Genomic DNA, 18,945 nt, shown 5'->3' on the forward strand with positions numbered 1-18,945 from the left:
CCCATCCTGTCGGGGTCACGCCGCCCCGGATGCAGCAGGCCGCAGCGCAAACCTCGCGCGTAGCGGGCGCTCGACGAACCTGAAGCTCGCCTCGGCCAGGACGAGGAACATGGCGACCCAGACGACGTCACCGACCACCGAGTGTCCGAACAGATCGAGTACTGCGATCCTCGCCAGGACATTCCAGAGATAGACCGAGTACGACCGCTCGCCGAGCAACCGCAGCGGAGCGCTCGCCAGCAGGTGTCCGACCGCCGAGCCCGGCCGCGTCACGACACCGGCCAGGATCACCAGCGTCAGCCCGGTCCCCGCGACGATCGCCAATGAGGTGTGGTTCGTGTCGTTGCGATAGGCCAGGGCAGGCAGGAGGGCAACCGCCAGCATCGCGAAGGGTGCAAGCCGCTCTACCGCTCCGGACAGCCAGCCGTTGTGAAGGACGACGGCGAGCACCGAGCCGACCAGGATCGGCAGCGCGTTCGTGTCGGTCCCGAAATACTCGTGCGGGTCGAAATGGATGTCTTGAGTCAGGCCGAGGACGAGGTCGAGCGCCAGGGTGATCCCGATGAGCGAAACGGTGAGCGCGGCGAACAGCCGTGGACTGCGGCGATAGACCCAGAGCAGCGCGAACGGCCACAACAGGTAGAACTGCTCTTCGACGGACAGCGTCCAGGTGTAGTTGAAGTAGTCCTGAGTGGCGAAGGGGTGGCCGACCCAGTCGAAGAGGCTTGTCGTATAGGTTGCAGCTGCTCCGGCGGGTGCGAGAACCTGCCCGACACTCAATTCGTGCTGACCTACGAGCAGCACCACGATGGTCGCCGCCGTGACAGTCATCAAGGCCGGGTAGAGGCGCGCCGCGCGCCGGCGGTAGAACGCCAGGACGTCGATGGTTCCCGTGTGGAGTTCGCGGACCAGCAGGCTGGTGATGAGGTACCCCGACAGGCAGAAGAACACCGTCACGCCGACGAACCCGTCGATCAAGGGCCTGGTGGGGGCGTGCTGACCGAGGACCAGGAGAATTGCCACCCCACGGACCCCGTCCAGCGCGGGCTGGTTACCTGGTCGCGCAGCAGCCGCCCTCAGAAAGATGGGCGGCGTCGGCTGCTCGAACGCGGTCGGACCGGGCGTGCGAGGAGAACCTGGGGGCGAGGCTCTCAGGTGCAGCCGATCCGTGCCCGTTCCCAACCGAGCTCCCTCCCTTCGGACGTCGCTCGCGTCCCTGCGGCGGCGCAGAGTGACCCACCGTGATGGAACGAGTACGTCGTGCCCGCGCGGCTGGTTCAGAGGCGACGAGGCTGGCATCGCCTCAGGTCCCTGTGCGAGTGACGCTCGGGGATCGCTCGGTGACCGGGGGACTGTTTCCGTGATCTATGCCTGCAGGCGCTCGGCAAGGCGCTCGGCAAGGCGCTCGGCAAGGCGCACGGCGGCGTCGATCTCGGTGCGCCTGATGGAGACGGTCTCGACGTTGAACCCGTACGGGGTGCCGAGACGGCGGCAGAAGGTTGCCAGCTCCCTGGCGGTGGCCAAGCAGTAGTCGAACGAGGCCGACAGGGGATCGTCGGACCGTTCGAGCTCGTTGCGCATCCAGCGCGGAATGTCGACTCCGAGCCATTCCAGGAACGCCAACGTCTTCAGCGAGCCGCAGACCGAGAGCGTGAAGATCACCGGCGCCGGTTCCTGCCCGACATCGACGCAGGCGTAGTGGTAGTCGGAGACCATGCTCATGGCTGCGGGTGCGTCGTACACGACCTGCGTGACGAAGAAGGAGGCGCCGTCGTGCTGTTTGCGCAGCATCCGCTCGTGCTCCCGGCCGGTGCTCGAATGTCGCTCCGGTATCGCCACTCCGCCCAACAGCAGCTCGGGCCGAACGCTGCGCCACACGTCATGCGCCTCCGAGAGAGTGGTCAGAACCCGCTTCGAGCTCGAGGACGCTCCCACGAACACCGTTCTCACCTGCCGAGGGTCCTGTGCAGCAAGCCACGCCTCGAGGTCGCTCTTGGCGTACTTGCCGACGCAGCGGTAGACGACGACGGGGCGGTCCCAGTCCGTGAGGTGCTGCGCGTGGAAGTCACCGGGGTCTTGCGTCGGCAGGTAGGGAAACGGGCGCTCGTCGCGATTGCGGTCGCTCTCGTCGTCGATGTCGTAGACGATGAGAGCGTCGAGGTTCAGATGGCGAAGTCGATCGATGGTCACCTGTGCGATTCGATGAGCCTCTTCAGGCGGCGTCGAGGCCCGTGGGGGCGTGATGCTGAACATCAGGAGCTCGCGTTCACCCGACGAATCCATGCCCTGCCTCCTGCCGGCGTTGTCGCGGTGAACCTTACGCACCGCGTCCGGTCATCCGCACGGACGAGTGCCGACAACCGGCGGATAGACCCATCCAGCAGGCCATGGGCAACAACGCCCTCCGCAGCCAGGAGGTCGACGGCCGGCTATGCGAGCAGCTTCCACTGCCCTTCTGAGACGACCCGGACCGTACCGTCGAGCACCGTGATGGCCGTCTGGTCGTCCATGACGTAGGCCGGACCCGAGATGCCGGCCGCCCACTGCTCCGCCTCGGCCATGGAGTTGCCAGGCATGCCGTCCGGAGCCAGGTGGGGACAGATCGAGAAGTCGACGATGCCCAAGGTGCTGGCGTCCCCATTCGGTGGTCGCCACTGGATGAAGTCCTCCCCGACCTCGGGGGTCAGCACCATGCTCCCGGCGCTCAACCCGACCCAGACCGTCTCGCTCAACGACGGAAGCAGGTCGGCAAGACCAGACTGCCGCATCCAGTAGCAGAGGTAGAGAACGTCGCCGCCCGCCACGAGCAGCACATCCGTGTCCCGGACCAGGGGCACCCACCGCTCCTCGTCGATGCTCGGCAGTGCGGTGAGCTCCAGAACACCGACGGACTTCCACCCCAGGTCGACCATCGGGTTCTCGGAGTTACCGCTGATGAACTGCCACGCCTTGACGCCAGGGCCGACCCACGGGTGTCCGTACTGCGCGGTCGGGATGCACAGGGCGCTCGAGTCGGCGATCGGCTTGCCCAGCAGATCCACCAACGCATCGCGGATGCTCGGGTTGGTGACGCCGCCAGAGGTGAGCAGAAGCCTCATTGCCTGCCTCCATGTGTGATGGGCGGACCCAGGGGCCAGCCGGCCGGGGTCCGCCCGGGAAAGCGGATCAGCCCAGCTGTGTTCACACCGTACACACCTGGATGCCCCGGATGGGCACCGCTCCGCGACGTCTGCCTATGGGATGAGCAGAGACTTACCGGGGACCGCACGAGCTTCGATCGCCCGGTGCGCATCGGCTGCCTCGGACAAAGGGAACTCCCGCCCGATCGACGGATACAGTCGACCGGCCGCTGCCTTCGCGAGTGCGCTCGTGGCCAGCCGAACCATGTCTGCCGGCTCGAACTGCAGGCCGGCGATGCCCCGCACCACAATGCCCCGTGCCTCGACATCCGCAGGATCCAGCTCGGCGAAGCCGCCGCTCGCTGCGCCATGGACCGATGCGCGGCCACCGTGGGCCACCAGCTCGAACGCCTCGGTCCCTAGTTCGCCTCCGACCCCGTCAAGCAACACGTCGACGGGCAGCCCGCCGAGGGCCTCGAGTACGTGCTCACGCCAGGTGTCGCCGGAGTAGTCGACCACCGCGTCGGCGCCCAGTCGACTGACGAGATCCAGCTTCTCCGGCCCGCGGGCGGCCCCCACGACCTGAGCACCCGCTGCGTGTGCAAGCTGGACCAGCAGAGTCCCCATGCCGCCCGCCGCACCCAGAATGAGTACCCGGTCGCTCGGTTTGATCGTCAGCCCCTCCAGGATTCCCATGGCGGTCACGCCGTCGTGGGCCAAGGCAGCCGCCGGCCGCACGCCGAGACCGTGCGGCACGGGCACCAGCCGATCGATGCTGGTGCGGACCAGCTCGGCGTACGTCCCCCTGGTCCCGGCCCCGGCCAGGACCTGACGACCCACCCATGACAGATCCACGCCACGGCCCACCGACACCACCGTCCCGGCGGCCGCGCCGCCCGGCACGTACGGTGGCTCGATCCCAAACGCCTCGCCCCAGCCGCCGCGGATCTGCGTCTCGAGGTAGATGGTGTCGATGGCCTCGGCCCGAATGACGACCTCCCCGATTTCGGCCACGGGATCTGGCATCTGCACAGGCACCAGGACCTCGGGTCCTCCGAACTCGGCTACCCGAACTGCGCGCATCGCTCGTCCCCTAACTCTCGGGTCACAGGCGGCGGAGCCCGCCCGTTCAGCTCCCACCCTCGAACCTCAATCAAAGTTGAAGTCAAATGGGTCGCCCATGTCGCATTGCACTGATCGACCGGTTCGGGCCGGTAGCAGCGCAGCTGCGGAGGAGGCGGCGTCTTGGCACGGGCCGGAACCCGCGGGCCCTCGCGCTGGGGCCTCAGGCGCTGGCCTCGATCGCGAACGTGTTGCCGTCGGGGTCCTGGAACCACGCGATGTGACCGCCACCGGCTCGAGGGCCGATCCCGTTCGCGTCATGTTCGTACTCGTCGTACCGGACCATCTCGACACCGGCCGCCGCCAGTTCGTCGACCACCCGGGCCAGATCGTCGACGTACCACGTGGCCACAGTCGCCGACGACATTCCCGCTGTTGCCGACTGGTACACGTTGAGCAGGCAGCCGCCACCGCAGGCGTACACGCGGCTGCCGTCCGGGATCGTCGCGCTGGGGCCGGACTCCACCGCCCGCAGGCCAAGTCGGCCCTCGTAGAACGCGATGGCGCGTCCGATGTCAGATACCGCGATGGACGCTCTGACGGGAAAATCGCTGAGCGGCACGACCAGGCCTCCAACCGGAAGAGGATCGACACCGAGCATTGTCGCCCACTGGCGAGACTGCCGGTCCGCGATCACCTGGCCTCGTGTGCGACGCGCGTGTCCTGGCACGGCGTGGCGGAAACGGCGCAGCATCGCGGGGACGGCTCTGGCCGCTGTACGCGCTGACGACGAGAAGTGACGCACTCAGCCAAGGCATGCCCGTCCCGCAAGATGGTCAACCTCGGCGGTGACGCTTCAGAACTGAAAGCGGGTCAGGCCGCCCGGTTCCGTCGCGAGGACCACCGTGGCCGAGCGGGGCTCGATGCGATAGACGTTCCACGGCGGCGGTCCTTGGGACGGCGCGTTGAACGGCGCGGTGATGCCCGACCCGCTCTCGTCGGGCTCCGCCGGCCAACCGCTGTCCGCCCAGGCCTTCGCGATGCGTGCCACTTGGCCCGGCTCGGTCACCCGGTTTGCGACACCCTCGATCACCACGTCCGCGTCACGGATCGACACCGCAACAGAACACCGAGGATCGCGCGCGACGTTGCGGCCCTTGCGCGTACCGCCGCCAGTCTGGAACCAGAACGCGCCGTCCACCCAGACCGCACCGACGGCGGTCACGTGTGGACTGCCGTCCTCGTTGATGGTGCACAGCCACGTCGTCCGCGTGTTCGCTGCGTCGGGAGCCGGCGCCGAACCCGCGTCGAGCTTGGCAACAACCGCGTCCCAATCCACCGGCGGCAGCCCATCCGCCTTTCCCAGATTGATGGTCTGCATCTACCCAACGTACCTGCGCCCTGTCCCCCGGCAAGCCCCAATCTGAGGGGAGAGGCCGGGGCACCGTGTGGGCCTTCGTGGTCGAACGAGCTGGGGTCCAGGTGTTCGCCTGACTGGTCGCAGGTGCGGGTCCACACGCTCGAGGACGTGACCAGGGCGCGCTACGGCGGGGGCAGAGGCTCGAACCAGGCCGCGGACTCCGGAGCGAGGGTGAACGTCGTTGGCGCGGAGGGGTTTCCGTGTATCTCGCTGCTCAGGATGAGCCGCCCGTGAACGGTGGTCGGGTGTGCCGAGAAGTTGATGGCGCAGTGCCACCGATCGGAGCGAGCGAAGCACAGCACCTGTGGGTCGCCGGTCTGGGTCCACCGGAAGTCCTCGCATCGCGCGAGGTCACGACGCAGCGTCAGCGCTCTTCGATGAGGCTCGAGCGAGCTGGTGGGAACGTCCCGCTGGGAGAAGGCCGCGTGGTCGGTGAACCAATGCGGCTGTGGCAACCAGGACCCGTTGCTGCCGAAGCCGAACGATGGTCCCGTCGGCGTCCAGGGGATCGGGACCCGGCATCCGTCGCGGCCCTTGAGGCGGTGACCGGTGCGCTCGTAGACGGGGTCCTGCAGGGCCGCCGTCGGCAGGTCGGCGACCTCGAGCAACCCGAGCTCCTCCCCCTGGTAGAGGTAGGCAGACCCCGGCAGGGCGAGCATCATGACGGTCGCGGCGCGCGCTCGGCGTGCGGCAGTCTGCGGATCGAGCGGAAAGTGCTTGCCGTCGCTGCGCAGCCACGCGTCGAGGTCGGTTCCGATGGGCAGCGCGTACCGGGTGGCATGACGTGGCACGTCGTGACTGGAGAGCACCCACGTCAGTGCTCCCCCGACGTCGGCGTGCTCCTGGATGGAGCGGGTGATGACGGCTTTGAACTGGTCGGGGTGCCACTCTGCCTTGAGCAGGGAGAAGTCGAAGATCTGGCCGAGCTCGTCCGGGCGGGCGTACAGGTAGGTGCGGCTGGAGGCGGGGTGCCACGTCTCGGCGACGGCCATCCTCGGCGGGTCGTACTCGTCGAACACCTTGCGCCACGAGCGGTAGATCTCGTGGACCTCGTCACGGTCGTAGAGCGGGTCCGAGCCGTCCAGGGGCAGCAGGCCATCGAGGTTCGGCTGGCTGCGCAGCGGGTGGGAGAGGTCCTTCGCGAGGGAGTGCGCGACGTCGATGCGGAAGCCGTCGACGCCTCGGTCGGCCCAGAAGCGCAGGGTGTCCAGGAAGTACTGGCGCACCTCCTCGTTGTCCCAGTTGAGGTCGGGCTGTTCCCGCGCGAAGAGGTGGCAGTACCACTGTCCGTCCTCGATGCGTTGCCACGCGGCTCCGCCGAAGTGGGAGCGCCAGTCCGAGGGAGGCTGGCTGCCGTCGGTTCCGGCGCCGTCGCGGAAGATGTAGCGCTCGCGGGCGGCGGAGTCGATCCCGGACCGCAGTGCCTCGACGAACCACGGGTGCTGGTCGGATGTGTGGTTGGGGACGATGTCGATGATGACCTTGATGCCGAGACCGTGCGCGTCGGTCACCAGGGCGTCGAAGTCGTCGAGAGTTCCGAGTCGCGGGTCGACGGCGCGGTGGTCAGTGATGTCGTAGCCGCCGTCTGCCAGAGGCGAGGGGTAGAACGGGCTGAGCCAGATGGCGTCGACCCCGAGCTCGGCCAGGTAGGTCAGCCGGCTCCGAATCCCGGGGAGGTCTCCGATGCCGTCACCGTCGGCATCGGCGAAGCTGCGGGGGTAGATCTGGTAGATCACAGCGCGTCGCCACCAGTCCTGGTCCGGCGTGCTGGGGAGAGTGTGGGTCACCATGAGTGGGTTGCCTTCTGGGAGTGCGGTGGTCGCGTTCGTCATGTCTCAGCCCTTGACTGAGCCGGCCAGCATCGCCTGGATGAAGTACCTCTGGAAGACCAGGAACACCACGATCGTCGGGGCCATGATGAGCAGCGCCCCGGCGTTCAGCAGCACCACGTCGGTGGAGTGGGCCCCCACGAAGCCCTGGAGGGCGCCCGCCATGGTTCGCTTGTTCGGGTCGTCGATGAGCACGATGGCGAGCAGGAACTGGTTCCACGTGCTGAGGAACATCAGGACCCCCAGCGATGCGAGGGCGGGGACGGCCAGCGGAAGCTGGATGTGGCGGAAGGCTTTCCACGGGCCGGCGCCGTCGATGGAGCCGGACTCGGACAGCTCGGCGGGCACCGACTGGAAATGCGTGCGCATCCAGAACACGGCGAAGGGCATGTTCAGGCCGATGAGCGGCAGGATCAGCCCGAGCTGGCTGTTGAGCAGTCCGAACTGCTGCATCTGGTAGTAGAGCGGGACGACGACGATCTCGTACGGCAGCGTCAGTCCGAGGAGCAGGAGCAGGAAGAAGACGTTGCCGAACGGGATCCGTAGCTGCGCGATGGCGTAGGCGGCCATCGCGGAGATGAGCATGGCGATCGGGACGACACCGATGACCAGCACGACGCTGGAGCGCACGAGGGTCGTGATGTTGGCGACGTTCCAGGCGTCGATGAAGTTGTGCCACTGCGGGTGCACGGGGAAGGAGATGCCGGCCGGGGCGCTGCCTTGGGGTTGCAGCGCGGCGGAGAACATCGACAGGAGCGGGAAGACGGAGAACAGGGCGGCGGCGCCGAGCAGGACCGTCTTGGGCGCGTTGTCACGCAAGGAGGCGAGCATCACTGGTCACCGCTCTCGGAAGAAGCGCTGGATGGGCAGGATGACGGCCAGCACGATCAAGCTCAGCACGATGGCCAGAGCCGACGACTGGCCGATGCGGTTCTCGGTGAAGGCCAGCTGGTAGACCTGAACGCCGGGGACCTGGGTGGCATAGCCGGGGCCGCCCTGGGTGGACATGAAGACGACGTCGAAGCTGGCGAGGGCGGCGATGATCGTGATGGTCACGCAGACCCCGATCTCGGAGCGCAGGCCGGGCAGCGTGATGGCTCGGAACTGCTGGATCCGGTTCGCGCCGTCGAGCGAGGCCGCCTCGTAGAGGCTGGCGTCGATCTTGCCGATGCCCGCCATGAGCAACAGGGTGCACAGGCCGGTGGCGAGCCAGGTGCCGATGATGCCCACTGCCGGCAGGGCCCAGGTGAAGTCGCCGAGCCAGGCGCGAGTGGCGGACTGCAGGCCGACCGCACGCAGGATCTGGTTGACCGCGCCGTCCGGGGAGTACATCCACGTCCAGGCGATCGCCGACGCTGCTCCGGGGATGATCTGCGGCAGGAACATCAACGTCCGGGCGGCGCCGCCGGCCCACGTGGACCTGATCTCCCGGACGATCGAGGCGATGACGAGGGCGAGCAGCACCGGCAGGAAGGTGAAGAAGGCGATGAGGATGAAGGAGTGGACGATCGAGGCCAGCAGCTGCGGTTCGGTGAAGACCCGCGTGTAGTTCTGGAGCCCGACCGGGGTGGCCACGCTGATGCCGTCCCAGTCGAAGAACGAGTACTGGAACGCCGTGTAGATCGGGTACAGCTCGAAGACGGCGTACATGACCAGGGCAGGCAGGGCGAAGAGCCATCCGGCCCACCGAGCGCGTGAGCGGGTGCGGTGGCCTGCGGTTCGGTCCGAAGTCCCCGGCCGCAGGTTACGGCGCGAGGTCGGGGGGACAGTGCCGGTGGCGTCGACGCGGCCGGTGAGGCCGTCGACGGTGGTCATCGCTTCAGCTCGTCGTCGTACGTGGTCTGGACGTTCTTGACGAACTGCTCCGGCGTGGAGCTGCCGCCGAGCAGGAGCTGGCTCTCCGGGTTCCAGGCCTGGTTGGAGATGCCGGCCGTGGCGTTCTGCACGAAGGGCACCTGTCCGTCGGCCGCCGACACGGTGGCGAAGGCCTTGCTGACGTCGTTGAGCACGGAGTCGGGCTTGATGGTCGGGGCCTTCTGCGAGGTGGTGCCCGTGGGCATGAAGCCGTTGTCGACGGCGATCTGGCGGGCCTCGTCACTCGAGAGGAAGTTCAGGAAGGCGGCGGCGGCGTCCTTGTTCTTCGACTTCGACGGGATGCCGAACGCGGTGGCCGCGTCGGACATCGCGGCGACCTGGCCGCCGGTGGTCACTGGAGGCATGGGGAAGAAGCCGACCTGGCCTGGCATCGTCTTGTCGAGGTTGGCGGCGTCCCAGTTGCCCCAGGGGAAGAACAGACCCTTGTTGCCGGCGAACAGGGCGTCTGCGGCGGTGGCGTCCAGGGCGTTGACCGACGGCGGGAACAGGCCGGCCTGGTTCCACTCCTGGACCTGCTTGGCGGCCGCCACCGCCTCTGGTGTGTCGATGGTGGCCCCCGGCGCGTTGAACACCCACTGAGCGACCTTCTGCGGGCCCATCGAGGAGTTGAGCAGCAGCTGGAACGGGAACACCCCGCCGCCCTCCTTGTTCGCGACGACCATGCCGGTCAGGCCTGCCGCCTTCGCCTTGGTCATCAGGCCGGTGAGTGCCTCCACCGACGTGGGCGGCGCCGTCATGCCGACCTGCCCGGCGAGCTTCTTGTTGTAGTACAGGCCCGTCATGGTGAACCCGCTGGCCTTGGCGTAGAGCGATCCCGAACCGGCCACGCCGTCCTTCTCCCGGAACTGCGCGAGCTGGGAGGCGGGCAGCTGGTCCCATCCGTAGGCCGCCGCGTACGCGTCGAGGTTGGTCAGCAGGTGGTTCTTCGTGCCGGCCGTCACCGAGATGACGCGGACGAGGTCCGGGGGCGTCGCCGAGGCGATCTGCCGAGGCTGGTTCTGCGTCGTGACGTTGTCCGGGTCGTAGGTCGGCGTGATCGTCACGTTGGGGTACTTCTTCGTGAAGGCTGCGATGAGGGCGTCGTCGACCGCCTTGAGCCCTTGGCCGTCGTAGAGCTTGAGGGTCACCGGCTGGGTGCCCACCGAGGTGCTGACGGACGTCGGGATCGAGTCGACCGCGGCGACGTTGGAGGAGGCGGGGCCGGGGGCCGAACAGGCGGCCACGCCCGCCGCGGACAGGGCGCCCAGTGCACCCGCCAGGCAGAGGCGGGTTGAACGCGAACGGTGACCTGCGAAGTGCATGGGAGTTCCTCCTGCGCCGTTGAAGGGGGCCGGCCACCTGGTGTCGCCGACAGTCACTCGAACAGTGAGCGGGAAGCACTGGAAACGCTTCCAGTCACGATGATGAGGCCGACTGGTCACGCATGTCAAGAGAGCAGTACGCGATTCGAAACGCCCCTAGTCTCAAGGCGCAGCCTCCAACCACTGGGACCAAGGTGATGGTGAAAGCGTTTCCAGTCGTCTATCCTGTCGCCGTGGCAGACGTGACACCGGCGAAGGTGACCCTGGCCGACATCGCCCGCATGGCCGGCGTCGGCGTGGGCACAGCGTCACGCGCCCTCAGCAACGCGAAGAACGTCGCCCCGGCGACCCGCGCACGCGTGCTACGCGTGGCCGAGGACAACCACTACGTCGTGTCGCCCGAGGCCTCACGGCTGGCGAAGGGCAACACCGGGCGGGTCGCCCTCGTGGTGCCCCACCTCTCCCGGTGGTTCTTCGGCTCGGTCGTGGAGGGCCTCGACTCGGTCCTGCGCGGGGCCGAGCTGGACGTGCTGCTCTACCAGGTCGGCGGCGTCCGGGACCGGCACGACTTCTTCGAGCGCCTCCCGGCCCGGCGCAAGGTCGACGCGGTCGTCGTCATCGGCTTCCAGGTGGAGGACGCCGAGCGCGCCCGCCTGGAGACCATGGGCGTCCACATCGTCGCAGCCGGCGGACAGTCGGCCGCCTACCCCTGCGTGCACATCGACGACCACGAAGCGAGCCGGCAGGCCGTCGACCATCTGCTTCATCTCGGCCACACCCGCATCGGGATGCTCGAGGCCTTCGACCCGGACCAACCGGGGCTGAGCTCGACCCGATCACCCGCCTACTACGAGGCGCTCGAGCGCGCCGGCATCGAGGTCGACCCCACCCTTGTCGTCACCGCGCCCTGGGGGGGCGAGCATGGAGCCGCGTCGATGAGCCGGCTCCTCGGGCACCCCGAGCCTCCGACCGCGGTGTTCGCCCATTCCGACGAGGTGGCTCTCGGCGCGATCCGCACCCTGCGACGCGCCGGGCTCCAGCCTGGGCATGACGTGTCGGTGGTGGGAATCGACGACCACCCCGTGGCCGAGCTGAGCGATCTCACCACGGTGCGGCAACGACCGGCAGAACAGGGCGTCCTCGCCGGCCGGCTGCTCCTCGACCTCCTCAACGGCGGCACCGCGCCCAGCGCGTCCACCACGCTTCCCACCGAGCTGGTCGTCCGAGGAAGCACGGCCCCGCCTCGTCGCGGCTGAGCTCGTCTGCCCTGTGGGCTTTCCGTTGAGGCGACGGTCACGAGGCCTTGCGCGTGAAGGTGAGGTGGGTGACGCCGCTGGGAGAGGAGACCGCCTCGACGTCGTAGGCATCCTCGAGCGCCTCCAGGCCGTCCCAGACACGGACGCCGCGACCGAGCACGATCGGGACCTGGACGAGATGCATGTGGTCGACGAGCCCTGCGGCGAGGAAGTCACGGACGACGGTGGGGCCGCCGCCGACCCGCACGTCCTGGCCGCCGGCTGCTTCCCTGGCGATGTCGAGTGCGTCGGCTGGGGCAGCGTCGAGGAAGTGGAACGTCGTTCCGCCCTCCATCTCGATCGAGGACCGCGGATGGTGCGTGAGAACGAAGGTCGGTGTGTGGAAGGGCGGGTTGGGGCCCCACCAGCCCTGCCAGTCCGGGTCATCCCGCCATCCGGGTGGGCCGAACTTGTTGGCGCCCATGATCTCGGCGCCGATGCCGGGACCATGGCGCTGAGCGAAGGCGTCGTCGACCCCGGCAGTTCCGCCCGCGTCCCAGAACCGAGTGCCGAACATCCACTCGTGCAGCCGCTCGCCCGCATGCCCGAAGGGTGCTTCGGCGGACTGCGGCTCGCCGGTGGCGAACCCATCGAGCGAGATGGACAGGTTGTGGATCCGTGTGAGTGACATCCGCGCGCTCCTCGGCTGATGTTGGCGCTGTGCAGTCGGTCCTGGACGGACCACCAGAATGCCCGAGACGTACGGATCCTGGGCCGGCGTCGTCATGGCGCCTAAGGTTGACGGGCACCTGACCGGCCACGCGGCCAACGCATGCCGGCAGGGCTCGGCCACGACGCAACCCGACCGTGGAGGAAAGGACAGGCAAGAGGGACGATGGTCAACGTTCTGCTGGCCGGCGCGATCTCGATGGCGGTGGCGCTGCTCTGCACGAAGCCGTTCATCCGGCTCCTGGTCCGGCATCGGTACGGTCAGTTCATCCGAGACGACCTCGTGCACCACCACGTCAAGCGCGGCAAGCCCACGATGGGGGGCGCGGTGATCATCGGGGCAGCCCTGGCCGGCTACTTCGCCTCGCACGCGATCTTGGCGGCGCTCGGCGCGTCCGGGGTCTTCAAGGCGAGCCACCGCGGCATGTCGCTGAGCGCCCTGCTCGTACTGTTCCTGCTCGTCGGACTGGGCGTCGTCGGGTTCCTCGACGACTACATCAAGATCCGCAAGGAACGCAGCCTCGGCCTCACGTCCAGACAGAAGCTCCTGGGTCAGACGCTCGTCACCGTCGTCTTCGCGCTCGGCGCCCTGCTCTTGACGACCTCAGGCGGACGGACACCGGCATCGACGGCGGTCTCCTTCATCCGAGACACCGGTCTCGACCTCGCCGTCGCCGGCCCGGTCGGGGGCCTGCTGCTGTTCATCGTGTGGGCGAGCGTTCTCATCGCGGGCGCCTCGAACGGCGTCAACATCACCGACGGCCTGGACGGTCTGGCGCCCGGCGCATCGGTCATGGTCTTCGGCGCCTACACAGCCATCGCGCTCTGGCAGTACAACCAGGGCTGCACGGTCGCGCCGGGGCCGGGCTGCTACGACGTGACCGACGCACGCGACCTCGCGGTCGTCTCCTGCGCCATCGCCGGCGCGTGCTTCGGGTTTCTGTGGTGGAACACCTCCCCGGCCGAGATCATCATGGGCGACACCGGCTCCCTGTCGCTGGGTGCAGCGCTGGCCGGGCTCGCCATCATGACCCGCACCCAGCTGCTTCTCGTCGTCCTCGGCGGCCTCTTCGTCATCATCACGGCGTCGGTGATCATCCAGGTCGTCAGCTTCAAGCTCACCGGCAAGCGCGTCTTCAAGATTGCGCCGCTGCACCACCACTTCGAGATGGTCGGGTGGTCCGAAGTGACGATCGTGGCGCGTTTCTGGATCATCGCCGGCCTCTGCGCCTCAGCGGGCCTCGCGCTGTTCTACGGAGACTGGCTGGCACACCGTTGAGCCAGGTGGTCTACCGCCCGATCTGACACCCGCGGTGACATGGCAACAGCACTTCAACGCCCGGACGCCGGCTCAGAAGATGTCGTGGTCCGGTTCGCCGATCGGCCACTTCGGGTGCAACCGGACGAGGCGGTCGGTGCGCAGGAAGTCGTCGCGCAGACCGGGTGGCATCCCTTCATAAGGCGAGCGCTGGCTGCGGTGCATCGCGATCGCCCGCTCGCGCAGCGGCTGCAGGTGTGTGACGTCCAGGGCCGCGGTGATCTGCTCCTCCGGTCGGCCGAGCCCCTGCCGGTCAAGGTCCAAGTGGGCGCTTTCGGGACGGACGCGCTCGAGCTCGGCGAACCAGCGCGCGAGCAGGTCGCGGGGCAGGGCCCAGCCGTACACGCGAAGGTCCGCCCGCCGGGACGCCGCGGCCACGGTGGCCCGGCCGATCGCCACGTGATCACGGTGGCCGTCGCCGTGGTCAGGATCGGTCGTGACGACCACATCGGGTTGGACGTCGTCGATCACCTGGTCGAGGTCGGCGACGACGTCCTCGAAAGGTGCAGCGGTCAGGGTGCCGGGTGCCGGAGCACCATCCATTCCCGAATCGCGATATCCGAGAAGGATGAAGCGGGAGACGCCGAGCACGCGGCCCGCCGCTCGCAGCTCGGCCTCGCGAAGGGCGCCCAGGTCTGCCTCGACGCCCGGTGCCTCGCCCGCCTCGCCGCGCGTCGCGCAGCACGCGGTGACGTCGAGGCCGCGTTCGGCTGCCAGTGCAATGACGGAGCCGGTGCCGAAGGTCTCGTCGTCGGGGTGCGCGACGGTGACGAGCAGTCCGCTCATCGCAGCCCGCTCAGGAAGTCGCCGATCGCGCCCATCACCTGCTCCGGCACCTCGAGTGACGGGAAGTGGCTGCTCGCCTCGAGCCGGGCGGCGCTGAACCACGGGTGCTGCACGGCATACGCACGCTGCGCAGTGAGGAACGCGTCGTCGCGCGGTTGCGCGTAGACGTGCAGGACCGGCACCGGCCGGGGGAGGCGGCCGAAGGCCGCCAACGGCACGGGCTCCGCGACGAAGGCTCGGGCGATCTCCCGTCCCGCGCGTGACCACGCCTCGAAGCCGTAGCCGCCCATCGAGGCGATGTACGAGAGCACCGCCGGGTGGTCGACGCCCTCACCCCACATGGTGAACAGGCCGGCCCGCGCCGCGAGCCACGCCTGCGGATCCTGCAACGCGGCGAGGGCATCGCCGAACTGCGGGGGCGCGCCCAGCGGCATCCAGTCCAGAAGCACGACGGCCGGTACGCGATCGGGGCCGAGCCGACGCAGCACCTCCAAGGCCGTCCAGCCGGCGTGCGAGAGGGCGACCGGCACGACGCGCGTCAGCTGCTCGGCGGCGATGAGCGCCACAGCGGCGTCGGCCACCTGAGCGGCACCGAAGTCCGTCGCAGGTCGGGGCGAGTCGCCGTGGCCGGGCAGGTCGACCGAGATCGAGCGGTGGTGCCGCGCTGCGTGTTCCAGCAGCGGATCGAAGACCTCGCGACCGCCGCACCAGCCGGGCAGGTGCAGAAGGGCCGGGTCGCCGACGCCGAGGTCCGTGCGGGCGAGCGGGGGGACGGTGGTGATCATGGCGTTCCTCCAAGGCGGTTACTGCATGATGCAGTATTGATATACTGCATCATGCAGTATGGTCAAGCCCATGGCCGACCTTCGCCCCACCTCCACCTCCTACGCGGTGCTCGGCCTGCTGGCCGTCCGTCCCTGGACGACCTACGGCTCGCCCGCCAGTCGGAGCGCAGCCTGCGCTGGTTCTTCCCGCGCGCCGAGCGCGCCGTGTACCTGGAGGCCAAGCGGCTCGTCGCCCTCGGCTGGGCCGATGCCGAGAAGACTGCGACCGGCAAGCGGGCCAGCACCGTCTATCGAATCAACCGAGCCGGCCGAAAGGCGCTGCGGGCGTGGCTGGCCGAACCGAGCGCACCGACCCAGGTCGAGTCCGAAGCCGCCCTCAAGGTGTTCTTCGGCGACCAGACCGGGTTGGCCGAGCTGCGCGCCTCGATCGACCTGATCGGCGAACAGGCGACCGAGTCTCTCCGACAGCTCGGAGCGATGGCCGGCGGCGAGCAGCCGTTTCCCGAGCGGATGCACACGAACGTGCTCTCCATGCGGCTGATCTGCGATGTGCACCAGGCCATCCAGGACTGGAGCCACTGGGCGGCCGACGCGGTGCAGGTGTTGGAATCGGACGACGGGGACGCGATCGCCCGGCAAACCGAGCAGGCATTGCGAGAGATCACCTCTCGCGGATGATGGCGTGCGAGGTGTCAAGGCCGATGGTCACCGGAGGGGGCGCCAGACCGACTCCGCCTCGCTGGGCCCCGGCGACCACGCGGCGATCCACGGTCCGGTGCCCTCGCTCGAGTCGAGCACGCCCTCCTCGAGCCAGGTGTAGTCGCCGGCCAGCACACTCCGCGCCAGCCGCGAGTCGGTGACGTCGGTGTTGGTCCAGAGGGCGGCGAAGAGCGTCTCCACGCGCAGCCGGCTCTGGTCGCAGAACGCGTCGGCGAGCTGGTAGGCGTGGCGGCCGCGCACGTCGTCGTCGACGCGCAGCATCTCAGCCCGGCTGCATGCGGCCGTCATGGCGAACAGCTCGGCGCCGATGTCCACGACCCGGCCGAGGAACACCTGCCGGTACTCCAGCTTGGCCTGCCAGCGGGACATGCCGTAGAACGTGTGCCGCGCCAGCTTGCGACTGGACCGCTCCACGAACCGCAGGTGCTCGGCGAGAGGTCCGAAGTCGGCGTACGACATCGGCGCGGTGCCGCGGCCGGCCACGAGGTGCGGCAGCCACTTCGCGTAGAACCCACTGGCGCCCACCGCGGCCCGTGCCTTGTCCTGGACCGTCGCGTCCTTGTCCGCCAGCGCGCCGGCCGCCTTGAGGTGGGCGTCGACGGCCTCCCGGGCGATGAGCAGGCGCATGATCTCGCTCGAGCCCTCGAAGATGCGGTTGATCCGCACGTCGCGCAGCATCTGCTCGGCGGGCACGGCTCGCTCCCCGCGGGCGCGCAGCGACTCGGCGGTCTCGTATCCCCGTCCTCCACGGATCTGCACGAGCTCGTCGGCGATCTTCCACGCCATCTCGCTGGCCCAGAGCTTGGCGATCGCGGCCTCGATCCGGATGTCCTTGCTGCCCGCGTCGGCGAGCTGCGCCGACAGCTCCAGCACCGACTCCAGGCCGTACGTCGTGGCGGCGATGAAGGCGATCTTCTCGGCGACGGCGTCGTGCTCGCCGATCGGCCGGCCCCACTGCACCCGCTCGGAGGACCATTCGCGCGCGATCTTCAGAGCCCACTTGCCCGCCGCCGCGCACATCGCCGGGATGGCCAGCCGCCCGGCGTTGAGGGTGGTGAGCGCGATCTTGAGGCCGTCGCCCTCGTTGCCGAGCCGGTTCTCGGCGGGGACCCTCACCTCGTGGAAGCGGGTCAGACCGTTCTCGATTCCCTTGAGCCCCATGAAGGAGTTGCGTCGCTCGACGGTGATCCCCTGGGAGCCGCCCTCGACGACGAACGCGGTGATGCCTCCCTTCCGGCCGTCATGCGTGGGCACCCGCGCGATGACCACGAGCAGCTCGGCAACGACGCCGTTGGTGGTCCACAGCTTCACGCCGTCGAGGAGGTATGCCGTGCCGTCCGCCGTGGGGATGGCCGTGGTTGCCAGCCGGGCCGGGTCAGAGCCCACGTCGGGCTCGGTGAGCAGGAAGGCGGAGATGGCACCGGCGGCGCAGCGGGGCAGGAACGCCTCCTTCTGCTCGGAGGTGCCGACGAGCTTGACCGGTTCTGGGACGCCGATCGACTGGTGGGCCGACAGCAGCGCGCCGAGGCTCGGGTGGGCGGAGCTGGCCAGCATGAGCGCCTTGCCGTACGACGACGTGGTCAGACCGAGCCCGCCGTACTCGCGCGGGATCTTCATGCCGAAGGCGCCCACATCAACCAGTGCCTTGACGTCCTCGTCGGGAATCTGTGCCTCGCGCTCGATGCGGCTGCCGTCGATGCGGGTGCAGACCTCGCGCAGCCGGGTCAGGAACTCCTCACCCCGGGCGTCGTCGGCCGGGTCGGCACGGGGATGGGGGTGGACAAGGTCGAGGTCGAAGCGGCCGAGGTAGAGGCCCTTGGCGAAGCTCGGTCGCTCCCACCCCTTCTCGCGCGCCGCCTCGACGACCGCGCGGGACTCCTGCTCGCTGGCGTCGACACGGCCGGTGCGGTCGGCCTGCTCGGTGGACGGGTCCTCCCTGACGTCACTGCTCACTGGCCTCGCCTCCTAACCCAGTGTTACCCCTGGGTAGCGGGAGCGAAAGCCCATGGAGCCGTCTTTCCGGACGGCGTGACGCAGCTGGGCGCGCAGTTCACCGCAGCGCAGCTGGCCGTGCTGGTCGATGAGGCACACCGGGCCGGGCTTCCACTCGTGGCGCATGCCCACTCGCTGGTCGCCATGGAGAATGCGGCGGCGGCCGGCGTCGACGGGATCGAGCACTTCAGCGGGCTCTCGGCGGCGCACGGGTCCAGCATCGGTGAGCAGCTCCTGGACGAGGTGGCTCGCCGAGGCGTGTACGTGGATCTGACGATGGGCAACGACCGCAGCTTCCACGCCTTGATGCCTGCGCCGCCGCCACCGCTCGCGGAGCTGATGAAACGGTTCGGCGTCAAGGACTTCGATGAGTTCTACGCCTCTCGCATCACGGCTTTGACCAGCTTCCGGCAGCACGGCATCCAGGTGATCACCGGCGTCGACTCGGGGATGGCCCCCGCCAAGCAGCACGGCAACGTCTGGCGTGTCGTCGAGGAGATGGTCCAAGCCGGGTACTCCCCCGCTGAGGCACTGGCCGCGGCGACCTCTGTCACCGCTCGAGCCTGTGGCCTGCCGGGAGTGACCGGCCGGCTGGCGCCGGGCCATGTCGCCGACGTGCTCGTCGTGGATGGCGACCTCTCCCGAGATCTGTCCGCCCTGAGCCGACCCGTCGCCGTCCTCGTCGCCGGAGTCCCGGTTCAGGCGGGCCCTCCCAGCGATCGAAACCTTGCGGAAACTGACGCCTGATCCGGACTGCGGCTGCACCCGAGGTCG

The 18,945-nt window shown here is 68.8% G+C and carries 18 protein-coding genes; 4 read left to right on the forward strand and 14 right to left on the reverse strand.

Translation table 11 applies throughout. The annotated features are described in order from the left end of the window. Positions 1 to 15 precede the first annotated feature (15 nt). The 10 genes from AC1VM9_RS08690 to AC1VM9_RS08735 form a co-directional block, all read right to left on the reverse strand. Complete coding sequence (locus AC1VM9_RS08690) at positions 16 to 1,299, reverse strand: acyltransferase family protein (RefSeq protein WP_481344615.1); 1,284 nt, start codon at positions 1,297 to 1,299, stop codon at positions 16 to 18. Between the two features lie 66 nt (positions 1,300 to 1,365). Beyond that, entirely contained in the window at positions 1,366 to 2,283 is a 918-nt protein-coding gene (locus AC1VM9_RS08695; RefSeq protein ID WP_481344614.1) for a methylenetetrahydrofolate reductase, read from the reverse strand. Between the two features lie 146 nt (positions 2,284 to 2,429). Continuing rightward, positions 2,430 to 3,098: a Type 1 glutamine amidotransferase-like domain-containing protein gene (locus AC1VM9_RS08700; protein ID WP_481344613.1), complete on the reverse strand. Its 669-nt coding sequence runs from the start codon at positions 3,096 to 3,098 to the stop codon at positions 2,430 to 2,432. A 135-nt stretch (positions 3,099 to 3,233) separates the two neighbouring features. Continuing rightward, positions 3,234 to 4,133, reverse strand: coding sequence for a zinc-binding dehydrogenase (locus AC1VM9_RS08705; protein ID WP_483122330.1), 900 nt, complete (start codon positions 4,131 to 4,133; stop codon positions 3,234 to 3,236). Positions 4,134 to 4,404: 271 nt separating this feature from the next. Further along, complete coding sequence (locus AC1VM9_RS08710) at positions 4,405 to 4,878, reverse strand: VOC family protein (protein ID WP_481344611.1); 474 nt, start codon at positions 4,876 to 4,878, stop codon at positions 4,405 to 4,407. Between the two features lie 159 nt (positions 4,879 to 5,037). Further along, the gene (locus AC1VM9_RS08715; protein ID WP_481344610.1) at positions 5,038 to 5,562 is read right to left on the reverse strand and encodes a pyridoxamine 5'-phosphate oxidase family protein; all 525 of its coding nucleotides are present in this window, start codon (positions 5,560 to 5,562) and stop codon (positions 5,038 to 5,040) included. A gap of 161 nt (positions 5,563 to 5,723) precedes the next feature. Then, a complete protein-coding gene (locus tag AC1VM9_RS08720; RefSeq protein WP_483123981.1) occupies positions 5,724 to 7,391 on the reverse strand; it encodes a glycoside hydrolase family 13 protein in 1,668 nt (555 codons plus the stop codon). A 45-nt stretch (positions 7,392 to 7,436) separates the two neighbouring features. Next, on the reverse strand, positions 7,437 to 8,249 hold the full coding sequence (locus AC1VM9_RS08725) for a carbohydrate ABC transporter permease (protein ID WP_481344609.1): 813 nt from the start codon (positions 8,247 to 8,249) through the stop codon (positions 7,437 to 7,439). A gap of 18 nt (positions 8,250 to 8,267) precedes the next feature. Further along, positions 8,268 to 9,245: a carbohydrate ABC transporter permease gene (locus tag AC1VM9_RS08730; RefSeq protein ID WP_481344608.1), complete on the reverse strand. Its 978-nt coding sequence runs from the start codon at positions 9,243 to 9,245 to the stop codon at positions 8,268 to 8,270. Further along, positions 9,242 to 10,606 carry an ABC transporter substrate-binding protein gene (locus tag AC1VM9_RS08735; RefSeq protein WP_481344607.1) on the reverse strand — a complete coding sequence of 455 codons (1,365 nt, stop codon included), beginning with the start codon at positions 10,604 to 10,606 and terminating at the stop codon, positions 9,242 to 9,244. The genes AC1VM9_RS08730 and AC1VM9_RS08735 overlap by 4 nt, the downstream gene beginning before the upstream one ends. A 233-nt stretch (positions 10,607 to 10,839) precedes the next feature. On the opposite strand from AC1VM9_RS08735, the gene AC1VM9_RS08740 reads away from it, so the two are divergent. After that, on the forward strand, positions 10,840 to 11,862 hold the full coding sequence (locus tag AC1VM9_RS08740; protein ID WP_481342103.1) for a LacI family DNA-binding transcriptional regulator: 1,023 nt from the start codon (positions 10,840 to 10,842) through the stop codon (positions 11,860 to 11,862). Positions 11,863 to 11,899: 37 nt separating this feature from the next. On the opposite strand, the gene AC1VM9_RS08745 is transcribed toward AC1VM9_RS08740, so the two are convergent. After that, positions 11,900 to 12,532 (reverse strand): dihydrofolate reductase family protein, encoded by a 633-nt coding sequence (locus AC1VM9_RS08745; protein WP_481342104.1) that lies wholly within the window; start codon positions 12,530 to 12,532, stop codon positions 11,900 to 11,902. A 204-nt stretch (positions 12,533 to 12,736) separates the two neighbouring features. On the opposite strand from AC1VM9_RS08745, the gene mraY reads away from it, so the two are divergent. After that, positions 12,737 to 13,849, forward strand: a complete 1,113-nt coding sequence (gene mraY, locus AC1VM9_RS08750; RefSeq protein WP_481342105.1) for a phospho-N-acetylmuramoyl-pentapeptide-transferase — start codon at positions 12,737 to 12,739, stop codon at positions 13,847 to 13,849. Between the two features lie 72 nt (positions 13,850 to 13,921). Here mraY and AC1VM9_RS08755 read toward each other — a convergent pair whose 3' ends face one another. Then, complete coding sequence (locus tag AC1VM9_RS08755) at positions 13,922 to 14,674, reverse strand: PIG-L deacetylase family protein (protein ID WP_483122332.1); 753 nt, start codon at positions 14,672 to 14,674, stop codon at positions 13,922 to 13,924. Then, on the reverse strand, positions 14,671 to 15,459 hold the full coding sequence (locus AC1VM9_RS08760; protein WP_483122333.1) for an alpha/beta fold hydrolase: 789 nt from the start codon (positions 15,457 to 15,459) through the stop codon (positions 14,671 to 14,673). The genes AC1VM9_RS08755 and AC1VM9_RS08760 overlap by 4 nt, the downstream gene beginning before the upstream one ends. 204 nt (positions 15,460 to 15,663) lie before the next feature. Here AC1VM9_RS08760 and AC1VM9_RS08765 point away from each other — a divergent pair, with 204 nt between their 5' ends. After that, positions 15,664 to 16,137, forward strand: a complete 474-nt coding sequence (locus tag AC1VM9_RS08765) for a hypothetical protein (RefSeq protein ID WP_483122334.1) — start codon at positions 15,664 to 15,666, stop codon at positions 16,135 to 16,137. Positions 16,138 to 16,164: 27 nt separating this feature from the next. Here the strand turns inward: AC1VM9_RS08765 and AC1VM9_RS08770 are convergent, their stop codons facing one another. Further along, on the reverse strand, positions 16,165 to 18,132 hold the full coding sequence (locus AC1VM9_RS08770; protein WP_483122335.1) for an acyl-CoA dehydrogenase family protein: 1,968 nt from the start codon (positions 18,130 to 18,132) through the stop codon (positions 16,165 to 16,167). Here AC1VM9_RS08770 and AC1VM9_RS08775 point away from each other — a divergent pair. Further along, positions 18,094 to 18,918: an amidohydrolase family protein gene (locus tag AC1VM9_RS08775; protein ID WP_483123983.1), complete on the forward strand. Its 825-nt coding sequence runs from the start codon at positions 18,094 to 18,096 to the stop codon at positions 18,916 to 18,918. The genes AC1VM9_RS08770 and AC1VM9_RS08775 overlap by 39 nt on opposite strands. The last annotated feature ends 27 nt before the right edge of the window (positions 18,919 to 18,945 follow it).

The organism is Monashia sp. HAY1-11D (assembly GCF_056868035.1).